We start from the raw sequence: 15755 nt of genomic DNA on the forward strand, positions 1-15755 counted from the left end.
AGCTGCCGTCTTTCGCGGCTCGCCGCACCGCCAAAATGGTGCCACAAGCAGTCGGCATTGCGATTGCCACGCAATGCCGCCGGGCGTAACAGGCACGGCAGCTTTTCATCCCTCGCACATTAGCGAACCGTGCCGTTGCCTAACGAACCTCAGGTCTATGCCCGTCGCCTCCGCGCGGTGCTGATCCGATCGATCCCGCTGCTCGAAGCGCGCGGCATCGTCATCGTTGCGCTGGCCGGTGTCGTCGGCGTGATCTCGGCGGTGCTGGTCACCGGCATGAGCGAGGCGGTGCAAGGCCTGCATTTCCTGTTGTTCGGGGTTCAGCCTGGCGGCCGTCTCTCCGGGATGTTTTCGCTGCAAAGCCCGTTCCAGGCGCTGATGCCAGCGATCGGCGGCATCCTGCTCGGCCTGACGGTGATCTGGCTGCGGAAGCGGAAATTCCGCACCCCGGTCGATCCGATCGAGGCCAATGCGCTCTATGGCGGGCGCATGTCGCTCACCGATACATTCATCATCGCCGGGCAGACGATGATCTCCAGCGGCTTCGGCGCTTCGGTCGGCCTGGAGGCCGGTTATACCCAAGTCGGCTCCGGCCTGGCGTCGCGGCTGGCGCGTGCGCTGCGGCTGCGCCGCAACGATGTCCGCATCCTGGTCGGCTGTGGCGCCGCCGGCGCCATCGCCGCTGCCTTCGACGCGCCGCTGACCGGCGCCTTCTATGGCTTTGAGCTGATCATCGGCATCTATTCGGTTGCCAATGTCGCTCCGGTGATGACGGCCGCCATCTGCGCGTCGCTGACCGCCGAGATGTTCGGCGTGGTGCCGTTTCCGATGGAACTCTCCGGCCTGCCGGAGCTGACCGCCAGCCAGTATCTGCCCTTCCTGCTGCTCGGGTTGCTGGGCGGTGCGGCCTCCATCGCCATCATGCATCTGGTCAGCCTGGTTGAGCGCGGCTTTGCGCGACTGGCGGTCGACGGTTCGCTTCGCCCGATGATCGGTGGCCTGGCGGTTGGAATGCTCGGGCTTATCACGCCGCAGGTCCTGTCCTCAGGTCATGGTGCGCTGCATCGCGAGTTCGCGATGAACTATGGGCTCGCCGTCGTCGCCAGCGTTTTCGTGCTGAAGCTCGCGGCATCGGCGATCTCGCTCGGCTCCGGCTTTCGTGGCGGCCTGTTCTTTGCCTCGCTGTTCCTCGGCGCGCTGCTCGGCAAGGCCTTCGCGGGCGTGATGGCCATCATTTCGCCGGCAACCGGCATCGACCCTTCCGTCGCTGCCGTCGTCGGCATGACGTCGCTGGCCGTCGGCGTCGTCGGCGGACCGCTGACGATGACCTTCCTGGCGCTGGAATCGACCCGCGACCTGACGCTGACCGGCGTCGTGCTGGCGGCCTCGCTGATGGCGGCGATCCTGGTGCGCGAGACCTTCGGCTACTCCTTCTCTACATGGCGCTTCCATTTGCGCGGCGAGACCATCCGCAGCGCCCATGATGTCGGCTGGATGCGCAATCTGACGGTCGGGAAAATGATGCGCCAGGATGTCCGCACCGACGATGCCGCAAAGACGCTTGCGGCGTTTCGCAAGGACGTGCCGCTGGGTTCGGCGCAACGCGTCATCGCCGTCGATGAAGACCAGCATTATGTCGGCGTGCTGATTGTCGCCGAACTGCACAGCGACCCGTCCGACGACGAGACGCCGGTGTTGGCGCTGGCCAAATTCAGGGACGCTGTGCTGGTGCCGACCATGAATGTCCAGTCCGCCGCCGAAACCTTCCAGCGCGCCGGCGCCGAGGAACTGGCCGTGGTCGAGGATTTCGACAACCGGGCCGTTGTCGGGCTTTTGACCGAGGGCCATCTGATGCGGCGCTACGCCGAGGAACTCGACAAGGCGCGGCGCGACCTGTCGGGCGAAGAATAAAGCAGCTTGGCAGGAGACTTATGGACTATGGATGGCGCTCCCATGGATCGTTACCGGAAGATTGTATATCTCATCTCTCCTCTGGGATGTTTCTTCGCCCATTGGAGCACTTCCTCGGTTGGCACTACCAAGCTGATCTGTCCTGTAGGGTGAAAACAGTTCTTGCCGTGCTTCATGTAGAACGCTCCGTGACCTTTCACGTAGACACGCCCTCGCGCTGGATTGGTCCCGTCGACTTCAGCGACGTGATAAACGAGACCGTGGCCCTGTGTATTTCGGACGACTGCGTTCATGCCCAATAGGACGGTGCGGTAGTAGGCTTCGATCTCGGCTTCAGTCTGATCCACGCACGGCGACATGGGCGTCGGGTGAGCCTTCCGATATTCCTCCAATTCCTTCTTGAGGGCCTCCGGAACGCGACGAAGTGGTGGCAACGGAAGTTTGGTCATTCTGAGTCCTTGAAGGTTTCATTCGCACGCTTGCGAAAAACTGGAGGGAGTATCAGAACAAGTTCCCTTGCGCTTTCTCTGTCTCCGAAAGCTCGTCAAGCCGAAGTACGCCGAGAAGCTGCCAAGTTTGCGGGCGCTTCGCCTGGTTTCCCACGGCAAACGCCATACCCCTTGATGGGTATTCAACGTTGAATGTCCGGTCCATCCAACTAAGCACGTCTGCCTCGGATTTACCGCTACGGACACTGTTATAGAACATGGCATGTGCTTCCCAATCACCGTTCACATAGGTGTGCTCAGCTTCCTCGTCCCGGAACCTGAACTTGAACTCGTACGGGGTGGGTTCTAAGGCCTCCAATTCCTTGTCAAGCAACGATCCCTGACGTGCGGCCTTGGCGTAGGCCTCACGCTCCTCTGCCATCGCAGCCTCGGACTTTCGTTTCCATTGGAACTTCGGCTCGATTGGCCGAATCAATGCCAGAGATTGACCGCGACGCGCTGCTTCGGCAACAGAGGGCAGGATCAGTGGATCGAACGCTCGGGACCGCTCCTTGCGTGGAAGCTCGCCAAGAATTTCGATACTGTCCTCATGCACGTGACAGCTTTCCTCGCGCTTGTCTCGGCGAGGTGTCGAATAACGAAATCGAATTTGGTCCCATCGTTTGAAACTGGTTTCACCGGAGAGGTGTCGAAACCGGATAGGGTAGAGACGCTTCCATTTCCCATCGGGCGTTATACCCGCGCAGCAAACAGTTTCACCATATAGCTTGCTAGGCTGCGGCAGCGCCTTCACGAGGATGGTAACGCGGCAGTCTTGGGGCGTTACGGACATAGCGTTCGGGGTTGTCTCCGTAAAGATTGCAAACCTCGAACTCCGCCGACTCCGTCATGGCCTCCGCGACGATGGACCTGTGACAGGTCACCGGATCGCGTTCGAAGCATAGCAGACACGTAGGCTTTTCCCCCGCCACGGCCACCAGCTCCTTGAGGGACGATTGAGTATCGTCAGAATCAAGGTGTGCTGAGTATATAGCACGGAACTTGTCGAAAAACCCCGCACGTGCGGCGTCTCTTCCCGGCTTTGGATCGCCGAGAGTAATGAAATGCAAATACTCAATGCCTTCTGCTTCTAGTCGAGCCGACAGAGACTTCTTGGAAAACCCTTTCTTGCGTGAAAGGGCAACCGCGCGGACGTCTGCGAGACGTTCTATGCCCACTGCTTTTAAGGTCGCGACAAAGCGTTCGATGTCCGTCCCTTCGTATCCAATCGTGTAGACGACGCTCATTGCGATTCCTCAACCTCGGTGTCTCGATTACTTGCATTTGGAGCCCGCGTCGATCTGAGGCAATCACGCATGGTGTCACAGATTGTTTCACGTGCCCCTGAAGAAAACGTTTCAGGTCGCCCTTACGTTTCGTCATGACCAGCGCGGGTGCGACCTGTTACTGCCCGAACTGTGCCGTTCGACGCGCGCCGCAGTGCTTTGCCGGCACCTCAAATTCCCCATCACTCAGCGCTTGCCAGCTGTACAGTGTCACTGTACAAATTGTTCAGTGGGAGAAAAAGACGGGATGAGCAGCGACCAGGCTCCGGTCAAGAACGGCGTCGCCTCGACAGTGACGCATGCCCATCAGATGCTGGGCCAGCGGCTGAAGAGCCTGCGCCTCGGCCGCCGGCTTTCGCTGCGCGAGCTCGCCGAGATGACCGGAACCAGCGCCAGCTTCATCAGCCAGCTCGAACGCGGCCTGACCGGCGCCAGCACGGCTTCGCTGAACCAGATGGCCTCGGCGCTGGGGGTGAGCGTGGCGATGCTGTTCGAGGACAGTGCGGCCGGGCAGCATGGGGTGCTGCGGCGCAGCGAGCGGCCGAGCCTGCCGCCCAGCGACGGCTGCCGCAAGATGCTGCTCTCGCGTCCTCCCTTGAGCGACATGGAAGTCTATATCGGCGAGTTCGACCTTGGCGGTTCGACCGGACCCGCGCTCTACACGCATGGCGACGCGCACGAGATGCTGGTCGTGCTGCGCGGCATTGTCGAGGTCTCGCTCGGCGAGGCGCGTCATGTGCTCGAAGAGGGCGACAGCGTCGAATACACGACCTCGACCCCGCATCGCACCGAAAACATCGGCAGTGGCCGGGCCGAGGTGATGTGGATCATCGCGCCGCCGACGTCGGTGCGCGCCGAACTCGATCAATACACGGCCTGGAAACCGCTCGCAGCCAGGTAGGTTCATGCCAATGCGGGCCACAAATGGGAGAATGACAATCATGCTGAAAACAAAAGCTTTGTATCTCAGCGCCGTGCTGGCGCTTGGCGTTCTGGCAACGGCCGCGATGGCGCAGGAAAAGCCGGTGGCGGGCGAGGTCAAGGAAGGCTCGCTCAAGGGCAAGACGCTGACGCTGGTTTCCTATGGCGGCATCTACCAGGATGGCCAGGCGGCCGCGCTGAAGGAGTTCGTCGAAAAGTCCGGCGTCACGCTGCTCAATGACGGGCCGACCGAGATCGCCAAGCTGCAGGCGCAGGTCGAATCCGGCAACGTCACCTGGGACGTCGTCGATACCGACGACCTGCCGCCTTACGTCTATTGCGGCAAGCTGTTCCAGAAGCTGGATATGACGAAGCTTGACGTCTCGAAAATCCCGGAAGGCCAGGTCGGCGAATGCTCGGTGCCGGCGATGAACTACGGCGTCGTGCTGATGTACAACACCGAGAAGTACAAGGATAATCCGCCCAAGAGTTGGGCCGACTTCTTCGACACGGAGAAATTCCCCGGCGTGCGCGGGATCGACGGCTCCGGCAGCCCGACCGGCGGCTTGCTCGAACAGGCGTTCAAGGTTGCCGGCGGCGACCCGAAGGCGATGACGGTGGCTGATATCGACAAGGCCATCGACGTGGTCCGCAAACTCGGCCCCGATACCATTTTCTGGAAGACCGGCGCGGAATCGCAGCAGCTTGCCGAGTCCGGCGAGGCCGACATGCTGATGATGTGGACGGGCCGCGCCATGACGGCGGTGAAGAACGGCGCCAAATATACGCCGGCCTGGCAGGATTGGCTTGTGGTGATGGACCAGATGACCATCCCGGTCGGCGTCAAGGATACGGACGCATCCTATGCGCTGCTCAATGCCTATCTCGGCAAGGGGGCGCAGGAGATCCTGGCACAGCAAACCTCCTATACACCGATCAACAACGACGCGCAGCCGAAGGTCGATGCGTCGGTCGCCGCCTTCCTGACCAACACGCCCGAGCGCCAAAAGCAGGGCTACAAGCAGAACTTCAAGTTCTGGGTCCCGAACTTTGCAGTGGCGCAGGAGAAGTGGGCGGCGCTGATGGCCGGCAACTGAACAAGCGCGTGAGAGGCAGACCGTGAGCGCGTCCGACCCCATCGCCCAACCCGCCGCCGATGCGCGGCCGGGACGGGCATGGCGGCCGTTCGCGCTCACGGCGCCGGCGATCATCCTGCTCATCGCGGTGATCGGATATCCGCTGCTCACCATCGTGCTGCGCAGCCTGTCGGAACCTGAATGGGGTCTGCAGAACTATGCCTGGTTCTTCGGCGCGCCGGTGAACCTGACAGTGCTGCAGCGAACCTTCACCATCTCGGCCTGGGTGACGCTGGTCTGCGTCATCGCGGCCTATCCCTATGCCTATCTTATGACCGCGGTCGGGCCGCGCGTCCGGCTCGTGCTGGTGCTTTGTGTGCTGATCCCGTTCTGGGTGAGCGGCGTGGTGCGCACGCTGTCCTGGGTCATCCTGCTGCAGGATTCCGGCGTCATCAATTCGCTGCTGCGCTCGGCCGGGTTCAGCGGCGTCAAGCTGATCCGCACCCAGACGGGCGTGGTCATCGGCATGGCGCAGGTGCTGTTGCCGTTCATGATCCTGCCGCTCTATTCGGTGATGCAAGGCATCGACCTCAGGCTGATGCGGGCGGCGCAAAGTTTAGGCGCACGACCTTCCCGAGCGTTCTTCACCGTGTATCTGCCGTTGTCGCTGCCCGGCGTCTATGCCGGCGCGATCATCGTCTTCATCCTGTCGCTCGGTTTCTACATCACGCCGGCTTTGCTCGGCGGGCCGCGCTCGACCATGCTGTCGACGCTGGTGCAGACGCAGGTGCTGAGCCTGCTGCAATGGGGCAGGGGCGGCGCCATGGGCGTGGTGCTGCTGGTCACCACCTTTGTGTTGTTGGCGCTGGCTGCACCGGTTATGCGGTCCAGGCACCGGGAAGCGGGGCGGCGCTGATGGAGATGAAGCCGCTCACTCGCGTTCTTCTCGGCCTCGTCTGCCTGCTGGTGGCGATATGGCTGGTGGCGCCGACGCTGGTCGTGGTGCCGATGTCGTTCAACGAGAACAAGTCGCTGGCGTTTCCGCCGCAAGGCTTCTCCTGGCAGTGGTACGAGAATTTCGCCACCAATCCGGATTGGTCGAACAGCTTCCTCAATTCGCTGAAGGTCGCCTCGATCGTGGCCGTGCTGGCAACGGTGCTCGGCACGCTTGCCGCCTTCGGCCTCGACCGCATGAAGGCGCGGCCGGCGAACCTGTTGCGCATGCTGATGCTGACGCCGATGGTGGTTCCGGGCGTGGTGCTGGCCATCGGCATCTACGCCGTCTATCTCGACACGCAGCTTGTCGGCACGCTGCTCGGTTTCGTGCTTGCCCACACCATCCTTGCGCTGCCCTTCGTGCTGATCGCCGTCTCGGCCAGTCTCGAAGTGTTCGACAGGCGGCTGGAGACGGCCGCCGCGAGCCTCGGCGCCGGCGCGCTCACCACGTTCCGCACGGTGACGCTGCCGCTGATTGCGCCCGGCGTGGCGTCCGGCATGCTCTTCGCCTTCGCCACCTCCTTCGACGAGATCGTCGTGTCGCTGTTCATCACCAATCCCTATCTCAAGACATTGCCGGTACAGATTTTTGCTTCCATCACGCGCGACGCCGACCCGACGGTCGCGGCCGTCGGCACAATCCTTTTGTTCGCCACCACGATCCTGATCGGCGGCGGCATGCTTCTTCTTGGCCGCGAGCGGAAAGGACGCCAATGAATCCGGTGCAGGCGAGCAAGGGCGCGGCAATCGATCTGGAATCGATCAGCAAGGCCTATGGCGGCTTCAAGGCGCTGGATGGCGTGTCGCTGCGCATCGAGCCCGGCGAGTTCATGACGCTGCTCGGGCCCAGCGGCTCCGGCAAGACGACGACGCTGAACGTGATTGCCGGCTTCACCGATGTGACCAGCGGCAAGCTGCTGGTCGGGGAAAAAAGCGTCGTCGGCGTGCCGGCGCACAAGCGCAACATCGGCGTCGTCTTCCAGCACTATGCGCTGTTCCCGCATATGAGCGTCGGCCGCAACGTCGCCTATCCGCTGACGCTGCGCGGCATCGACCAGGCGACGCGGCAGGCGCGCGTGGCAAGAGCGCTCGACATGGTCAAGATGGGCGATTTCGCGCATCGCTATCCCAGCGAATTGTCGGGCGGGCAGCAGCAGCGCGTGGCGCTGGCCCGCGCCATCGTCTTCGACCCACCGCTGCTCCTCATGGACGAGCCGCTCGGCGCGCTCGACAAGAAGCTGCGCGAATGGCTGCAGCTCGAGATCAAGCGCATCCACCGTGAACTTGGCACCACCTTCGTCTATGTCACGCACGACCAGGAAGAGGCGCTGGTGCTGTCGGACCGCATCGCGGTGTTCAACCGCGGGCGCATCGAGCAGGTCGGCACCGGCCGCCAGCTCTATGACGAGCCGGCAACGCTGTTCGTCGGCCGCTTCATCGGCGATTCCACCGTGCTGCGCGGGCAAGCGCGCAGCGACGGCAACAGCACTGCGCTGAGCATCGCCGGCGAGACGGTGACGGCGCCGCGGCGGCTTGCGGGCGAAGCGAGCCCGGTGATGCTGCTGCGCCCCGAAAAGCTCAGCTTATGCCGGCCCGGCCAAAATGCCGCCAATGGCGCCAACCGGCTGTCGGGGACGATCGCCGAGGCGATCTATCTCGGCTCGGAATCGAAATACGAGGTGAAGCTCGCCGACGGCTCCGGCGCGATCGTGCGTTCAGCGCTGACCGGCGAAAGCTTTGGCCTCGGCGACAAGGTCGAACTTTGCTTCGACGGCACCGATGCCAAGCTGCTGGCCGACGACAGCACGGCCGACACCACCCTTACCTGATCCGATCTGAAAGTCATTTCCATGCAAGCCAAGCGCAACGGCGACATATCGTTCTGGTATGCGGATCTGGGGGCGGTTCCGGCGCCGCGGCCGCCCTTGCCCGGCGACATCGAGGCCGATGTCGCCATTGTCGGCGCCGGCTATACCGGCCTGTGGACCGCCTACTATCTGAAGAAGGCGAAACCGTCGCTGCGCGTCGTCATCATCGAGCGCGAGTTCGCCGGCTTCGGCGCTTCGGGCCGCAATGGCGGCTGGCTGTCGGGCGGCTTCAGCTGGTCGCGCGAAAAGTATCTCAAGACATCGAGCCGGCAAGGCGTGATGGCGATGCAGGCAGCGATGGCAGGTTGCGTCGACGAAGTGATCCGGGTGGCGAGCGAGGAAGGCATCGACGCCGACATTCGTCGCGTCGACAATCTGACGGTGGCCACCAACCCGGCACAGTTGGAGCGCGTGCGCGAGGAATGCGAGACGATCCGCTCGTGGGATTTCGATCCGAACCGCGTCGAGATGCTGGACGCCACCGAGGCGCGTGCGCGCATCAACATCCGCAATGTCATGGGTGGTTTCGTCGTGCACGGCCAGGCGCGGGTGCAGCCGGCCAAGCTGGTGCGCGGACTGGCCGAAGCCGTCGAGCGTCTGGGCGTGCCGATCTACGAGAAGACGATGGTGACCAGCATCGCCAAGGGCAGCGTGACGACAGACCGTGGCAAGGTCCGGGCCGAGACGATCATCCGCGCGACAGAAGGGTTTACCGCCGGCATCCCCGGCGAAGAGCGGACCTGGCTGGCGCTCAACAGCGCGCAGATCGTGACCGAGCCGCTGTCGCCGGAACTGTGGCGCGACATTGGCTGGGAAGGGCACGAACTGCTTGGCAATGCGGCGCATGCCTATTGCTATGCGCAGCGCACGCGTGAGGGCCGCATCACCATGGGCGGGCGTGGCGTGCCTTACCGCTACGGCTCGCGCACTGACATCAACGGCCAGACGCAGCAGGCGACGATCGACCAGTTGCACACGATCCTGACGACGCTGCTGCCGCAGACCAAGGGATGCCGCATCGACCACGCCTGGTGCGGGGTGCTCGGCGTGCCGCGCGACTGGTGCACCACGGTCGGCCTCGATCCCGCGACCCGCATCGGCTGGGCCGGTGGCTATGTCGGGCTCGGCGTATCGAGTTCCAACCTTTCGGGGCGCACGCTGGCCGATCTTGTTCTCGGCGCAAACACCGAACTGACGCAGCTGCCCTGGGTCAATCGCAAGGTCAGGCCGTGGGAGCCGGAGCCCTTCCGCTGGTTGGGCGTGCATTCGATGTACCAGCTCTACAGCGTCGCCGATCGACGTGAGGCTGCAGGCCTTGCGCACACATCGAAGCTGGCCGCGATCGCTGACAGCATCACAGGCCACTGACGCCATTTTGTTTTCACGCAATTCCTAGGGGGAAACCGCTCCCTGGAATTGCTCTGATTGACGGAGTCCGACTTGATCGACCTTTCGACCTTCCACGATCTCGCCAAGGCCGAGATCGGCATATTCTCACCCAAGCCGACCTGCATAGAAGGGGATCAGCTCGAGGCCGTGCGCTCGTTCTTCCAGTCGCCGGACGGAACCGTCGACATCGGCATCTGGGAGTGCACGCCCGGCCGCTTCACCGCCGATCGTTCGGACTCGTCGGAGATCTGCCACATCATTTCCGGGCGCGTGGAACTGAGCCGCATCGATGGTGAGGTGCGCGAACTCGGTCCGGGCGATCTGCTGGTCCTGCCGCGGGGCTGGAAAGGCGAGTGGCGGATACGCGAGACCACGCGCAAGCTCTACATGATCCAGAGCGTCGGCTGAGGGACGCTGCCCGGCTCAGACGAAATCAGTGGTCGATCGGGCCCTTCGGCGAGACCAGCGCGGTGCCGGCGGTCGTCGGCCGCTCGATCAGGCGGCGCACGCGCGGCGGTTCGTCGCCGCTGTGCAGCGCCCGCACCCGCTCGCCGACGACGGCGTCGGCATGCGTGGCGCGCCGGTTGTGGCGGATGTACTCCAGCCAAGTCGGCGTGTGGTAGTGCTCGATCCAGACGGATGGATTTTCGAGGTCGCGCGCCAGCGTCCAGTTGCGGGCACCGTCGCGGCGGCGGATGCGGCCACGCTCGGCCATGGTGGCGAGGAATTCGGGCACGTCCTCGTCGCGAATGACATACTCGATCATGATCGCGATCGGACCGCTGCGTGGCTTGAGGTCGAGGCCGAGATGCGGTTCCTTGAAGCGGTTGAGCGGATCGAGGTTGAGCGCGGCCTGCTGCGGCAAGGGCAGGAGCAGGCCGATGGCGCCGCCGACAAGCATCGCGATGGCGGCCGCAATCAGCGCGGTTTCGGCGCCATGCGCATCGGCAACGACGCCCCACACCCAACTGCCCAGCGCAATGCCGCCGAAGGTCGCTGTCTGGTAGACTGAAAGCACTCGGCCGACGACCCAGCGCGGCGTCGACATCTGCACGGTGACGTTGAAATGCGACAGCGCGATCACCCAGCAGGCGCCGCCGATGAGCAGACCCGCCGCGGTCTGCCAGGCATTGTGGCTGATTGCGGCGTTGAAGGCGCAGACGGCGAAGCCGGCGAAGGCCATGCGCACCATCGTCTCGCTGGACAGCAATTGCCGCAACCGCACGCTGATCAGCGCGCCGCCGACGGCGCCGATTCCGAAGGCGCCGAGCATGATGCCGTAGGTCAGGGCATCGCCCTTGACGACGTCGCGCGCCACCAGTGGCAAAAGCGCCAGCACCGCGCCGGCGCTGAAGCCGAAGGCCGAGCCCCTGACCAGCACCTTGCCGATATTGGGTGACATGGCGACATAGCGCAGGCCGGCGCCCATCGCAGCGCCCAGCGTTTCGCGCGGCAGGGTCGAGACCGGCAGCTCCGGCTTCCAGCGAAAGAGCACGAAGATAAGGCCGATATAGCTCAGCGCGTTGGCGGCAAAGGCAGCGGCCGCACCGGCGGCGGCAACGATGATGCCGCCGATCGCGGGACCGACGCTGCGCGTCAGGTTGAAGCCGAGGGAATTCAGCGCGACGGCCGCGGGCAGCTTGTTGCGCGGCACCATGTCGCCGACCGACGCCTGCCAGGACGGGTTGTTGAGCGCCGTGCCGCTGTCGATCAGGAAGGTGAAGGCCAGCAGCGTCCACGGCGTCATCCAGCCGTTCCAGGTGAACAGCGTTAGAAGTGCAGAGACGACCAGCATGAAAACCTGGGCGATCAGCATCACCTTGCGCCGGTTGAAGCTGTCGGCGATGGCGCCGGCTACAAGTGCAAACAGCATGATCGGCAAAGTGGTCGAGGCCTGGACCAGCGCCACCTGGTAGGGCGAGGTGGCGATGGTGGTCATCATCCAGGCGGCGCCGACGCCCTGGATCAGGCCACCGAAATTCGACACCAGGCTGGCCGACCAGACCGCGCGAAAGATGCCGTGCCGGAACGGCGCCAGCGCCGAGACGCGTTCGCTGTCCGGCTCGTCATCGATCATCAGACCTGTCCCACCTTCACGCGCTGGTCTCGTCCGTCCGGACGACAATCATGGCAACTGTTTGAATTAGAGCACGACGTCCAAAAGGGCGAACGCCTGTTCAAAAAAGATCATGGTCCAACAACAGGATAGCAAGGCGAAAATACGTCAGCCGGCAAGGGTTCGCTACCCAGGGCGATGTTCTCGTTGGTCCACCGCGCCGGGGTATCGGCCGGGGGCAAAGTCAGCTTCTGTCCCGGGCGGCGGCATGCAGGGCTTCGGTCAGCGTGCCTGTCGTCTCGCCGCCGGCGTGAAGGCGCAGGAAAAGTTCCATGCCGACGAGCCGCAGCCTGGACGGTTCCTCGCGCCGCGCGAGCTGGATCAAGTCCTCCACGCTGGCTGTGGGCCACTTCATGGCATCACGCAGGAAGCCGCCGCGCAGCAAAGTCTCCGTACCGGCCGAAAATTCGGACGACATCTCGAAGCCGATCTTGCGCGCCTGGACGTTCTGGCGCGGAATATGCTTTTGCGCGACCTTCCGCAAAAGCCATTTTCCTGTTTTGTCGCGATATTTGTGCCACCTCGGCAAATGGATCGCGAAGTCGATCAGGCGGTTCTCCAGGAACGGGACCCGGAGCTCCACGGACGCCGCCATGCTCAGCCGGTCGTGCCGGTGCAGGATGTCCTGCAGATGCGAATAGAGGTCATAGAGGCAGCTGCCGAGAAAGGCGCGATCGGCGGGCGGCGTCACCGGCTCCAGGCGGTCGAATATCTCGGTCTGCAGGAAATTCAGCTCCGGCGACAAAGCACGCAGGACCATGCTGCGCTCCATTTGTGAGTGGCCGCCAACCGAGAGCTTGTAGGGGGCGCGGCGCTGTTGTTCGAATCTCCGGTCGAGCGAGCGTTTCGAATGCAACAGACGCCGGGGCCACGACCAGGAGCGCCACTTCTTCATGCTCAAGGCCTGCAGGGGGTAGCCGCCGAACAATTCGTCAGCGCCTTCACCGGTCAGCAGCACCTTGACGCCGTCGGCCCGGCACTGTTCGGCAAGCGCCAGCAGCCCGACATGGCTGGCATGCCAGCCATCGCTTTCCAGATGCCAGATTACTCTTGGCCAAAGTTCGAAAAACCGGTCCCTGTCGACCGGCACCCGGCGCAAGGGCACGCCGACATGGCGGCCGGTGCGTTCGGCGTCTTCGGCCTCGCTGCGGCCGAGCTGCGGGTCGACGACATAACCATGGATCTCCGGTCTGAACGGCTTCGCCAGCGCCGTGATCAGACCGGAATCGACGCCGCTGCTGCACGCTGTGGCGACGTTGGTATCGGCGATGCAGTGAAGTCCGACACTGTCCTTGAGCAATGCCTCGAGCGTCGCCATGTGTTCTGCATCGGAGGATCCGTCGCCGGTGATGCGCGCGGTCTCCAGCACGTCCAGCACATGCCAGAAGCGGCGCTTCTCGATGCCGCCATCGGTGATCTTCCATAGGCCGGCGGGCGGCAAGCGCTCGATGCGGTCGAACAGGCTGTAGCTGGAATCGCGGCTCTGCCAAGCCAGCCGCAAGGTCATCTCGCGGCTATCGATGTCGCGCGGAAAACCGTTGCAGGCGAGGATCGCCTTGTCCTCGGACGCGAACAGGATTCGCTCCGGCATGTCGGCCACCGACATCGGCTTGATGCCGAGGCGATCGCGGGCAAGCCACAGCGCATTGTTGCGGGCGTCGAAATAGGCGAAGGAAAACATGCCGTCGAACAGCGGCACAGCCTTTTCGGGGCCCCAGTGATGCAAGGCTTCGAGAACCACTTCGGCATCGCTGACGGTGCGAAAGACGACACCTTGCGCCTGCAGCGTCTCGCGCAGCGACCGGTAATTGTAGACCTCGCCATTGTAGACGAGGACGCCCTGACCGGATGCGGTCAGCATCGGTTCGCGGGCGGCGGGCGAGGGGTCGATGATGGTCAGCCGGCGATGCCCGAGGGCCAGCCGATTGTTGCTCCAGCTGTCACGATCGTCGGGGCCGCGATGCACCAGCGCCTGCATCATGCGGATGACATCCGACAGGTCGTTGGCGTCGATCGGGTTTCGTTTACGCCAGACGCCGGCTATTCCGCACATGGCCTGCCGGTCGATGCTGCCTGGGTCATGACTCGCAATCTAGCCGTAACACAGCCGCCTGCAAGCGGGACCCCTCACTACGCAATTCCTCAGGGAAAGCGCTATGCGCTTTTCCCGGGAAAACCGCGACACACTTTTCCTGGAATTGCTTCTAGAACCCGTTTTCGATGCGCTCGAAGATGACGTTGGTGAAGGCCGAGATCTGGCTGCCGATGAACGGGCCGGTCAGCGCCACGACCAGCATGATGGCGACGATCTTGGGCACGAAGGTCAGGGTGATTTCCTGGATCTGGGTCAGGGCCTGGATCAGCGCGATGCCGATGCCGACCGCCATGGCGACCAACACCACCGGCGCGGACGCGGTGAGCACCGTCCACACCGCGTACTGGACGATGTCGAGCGCGTCGGCCTCGTTCATGTGAGTGCCCCTCTACGGAACCGGGTCTAGCTGGCCGGCTTTATCGAAACGCCCGCGCCGACCGGCACTTCGGTGCCGTTCTGCAGTACCGCGATCAGGCCACTGCTGGCAAGCTTGACGGAGGCCACGACGCCCGTCGTCTTGCCGTCGGCCGAGGTGATCGAACGGCCGATCAGGGCATCCGCCTGCGACAACGCCGAGGACTGCATGATCTGGTCGAGCTTGGTGTTGGTCTGCACCGATTGCTCGACCTGCGAGAAGGTGGCGAGCTGGGCGACATACTGTGTTGAATCCATCGGTTTCGTCGGATCCTGGTTCTTCATCTCGGCGATCAGCAGCTTCAGGAACGACTGGTAGTCGACCGCTGTCTTCGAAGTCTGCTGGGTGCCCTGGTTGGCGCCCGTCGGGATTGTCATCGTCATGTCCACATTCATCAGTGTGCTCCCACGGCCAGCGGGCGCTTCGCGCCCTGAACATCGTCATTGCCGCCAAGCGCGCGGCGTTCGAGCGGATAAAGCGCGCGGATAGCCTTCAGCGCTTCATAGATATGGTCTTCGCCGACCATGCGGTCGATCTGCTTCAGCGCGCCGTTGATCTGCTCGTCCTCGAAGCTTGCCAGCAGCAACGGCAGCGAGCGGCGGAACATGGCGCGCGCCTCGACGGCGCCGGCCGGGTTCATCAGCATGACCTGCAGGATGAAGTAGAGCTGCTTGAGTGGCGTCGAGGCATCGTCGGCCTGGATGACATGGTTCTCGAGCAGAAACTGCACGTCGTTCATCAGCTCGACGGTGACCTTGCGGTCGACGCGGATGACGGCGCCGTTGATGTAGATCTTCTCGTTCGGCTTCAGCGATATCTTCAGCGTGTTGGTCATTGGATGCCGTCCCGGATGATCTGGGACACTTCGATCAGGCCTTCGAAATTGTCGGTGCGGCCCTGGCGGATGTCCTCAGCCTCGCGCAGCAGCCATAGGCCGATTGAGATGAGGTTGGCGCGCAGTTCCTTGGGCAAGACATTGTCGCTGGAACCGAGATCATCGACGAAGGTGGTCCAGACCCGGTTGGTGAAGTGCAGCGCCTCGACCGCTTCCATCGAAGTATGACCGACGGCGGCGGCCGCCGCCAGCATCTCGATCGAACGGGTCAGCAACTGTCGCTCGCGATCCTTGGCATCGGTGACGGAGTCGGTCTGGACGTCGGCGTAGGAGAATTGGTACATCGTTTGGCTCTACCG

17 protein-coding genes are annotated in these 15755 nt (G+C 63.4%); 8 read left to right on the forward strand and 9 right to left on the reverse strand.

Translation table 11 applies throughout. The features are described from left to right. The first annotated feature begins 135 nt into the window (after positions 1–135). The gene (locus H0241_RS11350) at positions 136–1911 is read left to right on the forward strand and encodes a chloride channel protein (protein WP_210284858.1); all 1776 of its coding nucleotides are present in this window, start codon (positions 136–138) and stop codon (positions 1909–1911) included. A 50-nt stretch (positions 1912–1961) separates the two neighbouring features. Here H0241_RS11350 and H0241_RS11355 read toward each other — a convergent pair whose 3' ends face one another. From H0241_RS11355 to H0241_RS11365, 3 genes are all read right to left on the reverse strand, one after another. Next, on the reverse strand, positions 1962–2360 hold the full coding sequence (locus H0241_RS11355; RefSeq protein WP_235984228.1) for a hypothetical protein: 399 nt from the start codon (positions 2358–2360) through the stop codon (positions 1962–1964). A 52-nt stretch (positions 2361–2412) separates the two neighbouring features. Continuing rightward, positions 2413–2955 carry a hypothetical protein gene (locus tag H0241_RS11360; RefSeq protein WP_235984229.1) on the reverse strand — a complete coding sequence of 181 codons (543 nt, stop codon included), beginning with the start codon at positions 2953–2955 and terminating at the stop codon, positions 2413–2415. Between the two features lie 175 nt (positions 2956–3130). After that, positions 3131–3646: a DUF488 domain-containing protein gene (locus H0241_RS11365; protein ID WP_181057501.1), complete on the reverse strand. Its 516-nt coding sequence runs from the start codon at positions 3644–3646 to the stop codon at positions 3131–3133. A 286-nt stretch (positions 3647–3932) separates the two neighbouring features. Between H0241_RS11365 and H0241_RS11370 the strand changes: the two genes are divergently transcribed. From H0241_RS11370 to H0241_RS11400, 7 genes are all read left to right on the forward strand, one after another. After that, entirely contained in the window at positions 3933–4586 is a 654-nt protein-coding gene (locus tag H0241_RS11370) for a helix-turn-helix domain-containing protein (RefSeq protein ID WP_181057502.1), read from the forward strand. 40 nt (positions 4587–4626) lie between these two features. Then, positions 4627–5703 (forward strand): extracellular solute-binding protein, encoded by a 1077-nt coding sequence (locus tag H0241_RS11375; protein WP_181057503.1) that lies wholly within the window; start codon positions 4627–4629, stop codon positions 5701–5703. A 22-nt stretch (positions 5704–5725) separates the two neighbouring features. After that, positions 5726–6598, forward strand: coding sequence for an ABC transporter permease (locus H0241_RS11380; RefSeq protein WP_181057504.1), 873 nt, complete (start codon positions 5726–5728; stop codon positions 6596–6598). Next, a complete protein-coding gene (locus tag H0241_RS11385) occupies positions 6598–7395 on the forward strand; it encodes an ABC transporter permease (RefSeq protein ID WP_181057505.1) in 798 nt (265 codons plus the stop codon). The genes H0241_RS11380 and H0241_RS11385 overlap by 1 nt, the downstream gene beginning before the upstream one ends. After that, positions 7392–8507, forward strand: coding sequence for an ABC transporter ATP-binding protein (locus tag H0241_RS11390; RefSeq protein WP_181057506.1), 1116 nt, complete (start codon positions 7392–7394; stop codon positions 8505–8507). The genes H0241_RS11385 and H0241_RS11390 overlap by 4 nt, the downstream gene beginning before the upstream one ends. Before the next feature lie 21 nt (positions 8508–8528). Continuing rightward, positions 8529–9914 carry an NAD(P)/FAD-dependent oxidoreductase gene (locus H0241_RS11395; protein WP_181057507.1) on the forward strand — a complete coding sequence of 462 codons (1386 nt, stop codon included), beginning with the start codon at positions 8529–8531 and terminating at the stop codon, positions 9912–9914. Positions 9915–9986: 72 nt separating this feature from the next. Next, positions 9987–10343, forward strand: a complete 357-nt coding sequence (locus H0241_RS11400) for a cupin domain-containing protein (protein ID WP_181057508.1) — start codon at positions 9987–9989, stop codon at positions 10341–10343. Between the two features lie 25 nt (positions 10344–10368). Here H0241_RS11400 and H0241_RS11405 read toward each other — a convergent pair whose 3' ends face one another. The 6 genes from H0241_RS11405 to flaF form a co-directional block, all read right to left on the reverse strand. After that, on the reverse strand, positions 10369–12012 hold the full coding sequence (locus tag H0241_RS11405; protein ID WP_181057509.1) for an MFS transporter: 1644 nt from the start codon (positions 12010–12012) through the stop codon (positions 10369–10371). 223 nt (positions 12013–12235) lie between these two features. Beyond that, positions 12236–14104: an asparagine synthase (glutamine-hydrolyzing) gene (gene asnB / locus H0241_RS11410; protein WP_181057510.1), complete on the reverse strand. Its 1869-nt coding sequence runs from the start codon at positions 14102–14104 to the stop codon at positions 12236–12238. A 151-nt stretch (positions 14105–14255) separates the two neighbouring features. After that, positions 14256–14522 (reverse strand): flagellar biosynthesis protein FliQ, encoded by a 267-nt coding sequence (fliQ, locus tag H0241_RS11415; RefSeq protein WP_127853917.1) that lies wholly within the window; start codon positions 14520–14522, stop codon positions 14256–14258. A 26-nt stretch (positions 14523–14548) separates the two neighbouring features. Next, on the reverse strand, positions 14549–14956 hold the full coding sequence (gene flgD, locus H0241_RS11420; protein ID WP_181057511.1) for a flagellar hook assembly protein FlgD: 408 nt from the start codon (positions 14954–14956) through the stop codon (positions 14549–14551). Then, complete coding sequence (gene flbT, locus H0241_RS11425) at positions 14956–15396, reverse strand: flagellar biosynthesis repressor FlbT (RefSeq protein WP_181057512.1); 441 nt, start codon at positions 15394–15396, stop codon at positions 14956–14958. Before flbT ends, flgD begins: the two co-directional genes overlap by 1 nt. Beyond that, positions 15393–15740 carry a flagellar biosynthesis regulator FlaF gene (gene flaF, locus H0241_RS11430; RefSeq protein ID WP_181057513.1) on the reverse strand — a complete coding sequence of 116 codons (348 nt, stop codon included), beginning with the start codon at positions 15738–15740 and terminating at the stop codon, positions 15393–15395. Before flaF ends, flbT begins: the two co-directional genes overlap by 4 nt. Positions 15741–15755 lie beyond the last annotated feature (15 nt).

It is taken from the genome of Mesorhizobium neociceri (assembly GCF_013520985.1).
Taxonomy (GTDB): domain Bacteria; phylum Pseudomonadota; class Alphaproteobacteria; order Rhizobiales; family Rhizobiaceae; genus Mesorhizobium; species Mesorhizobium neociceri.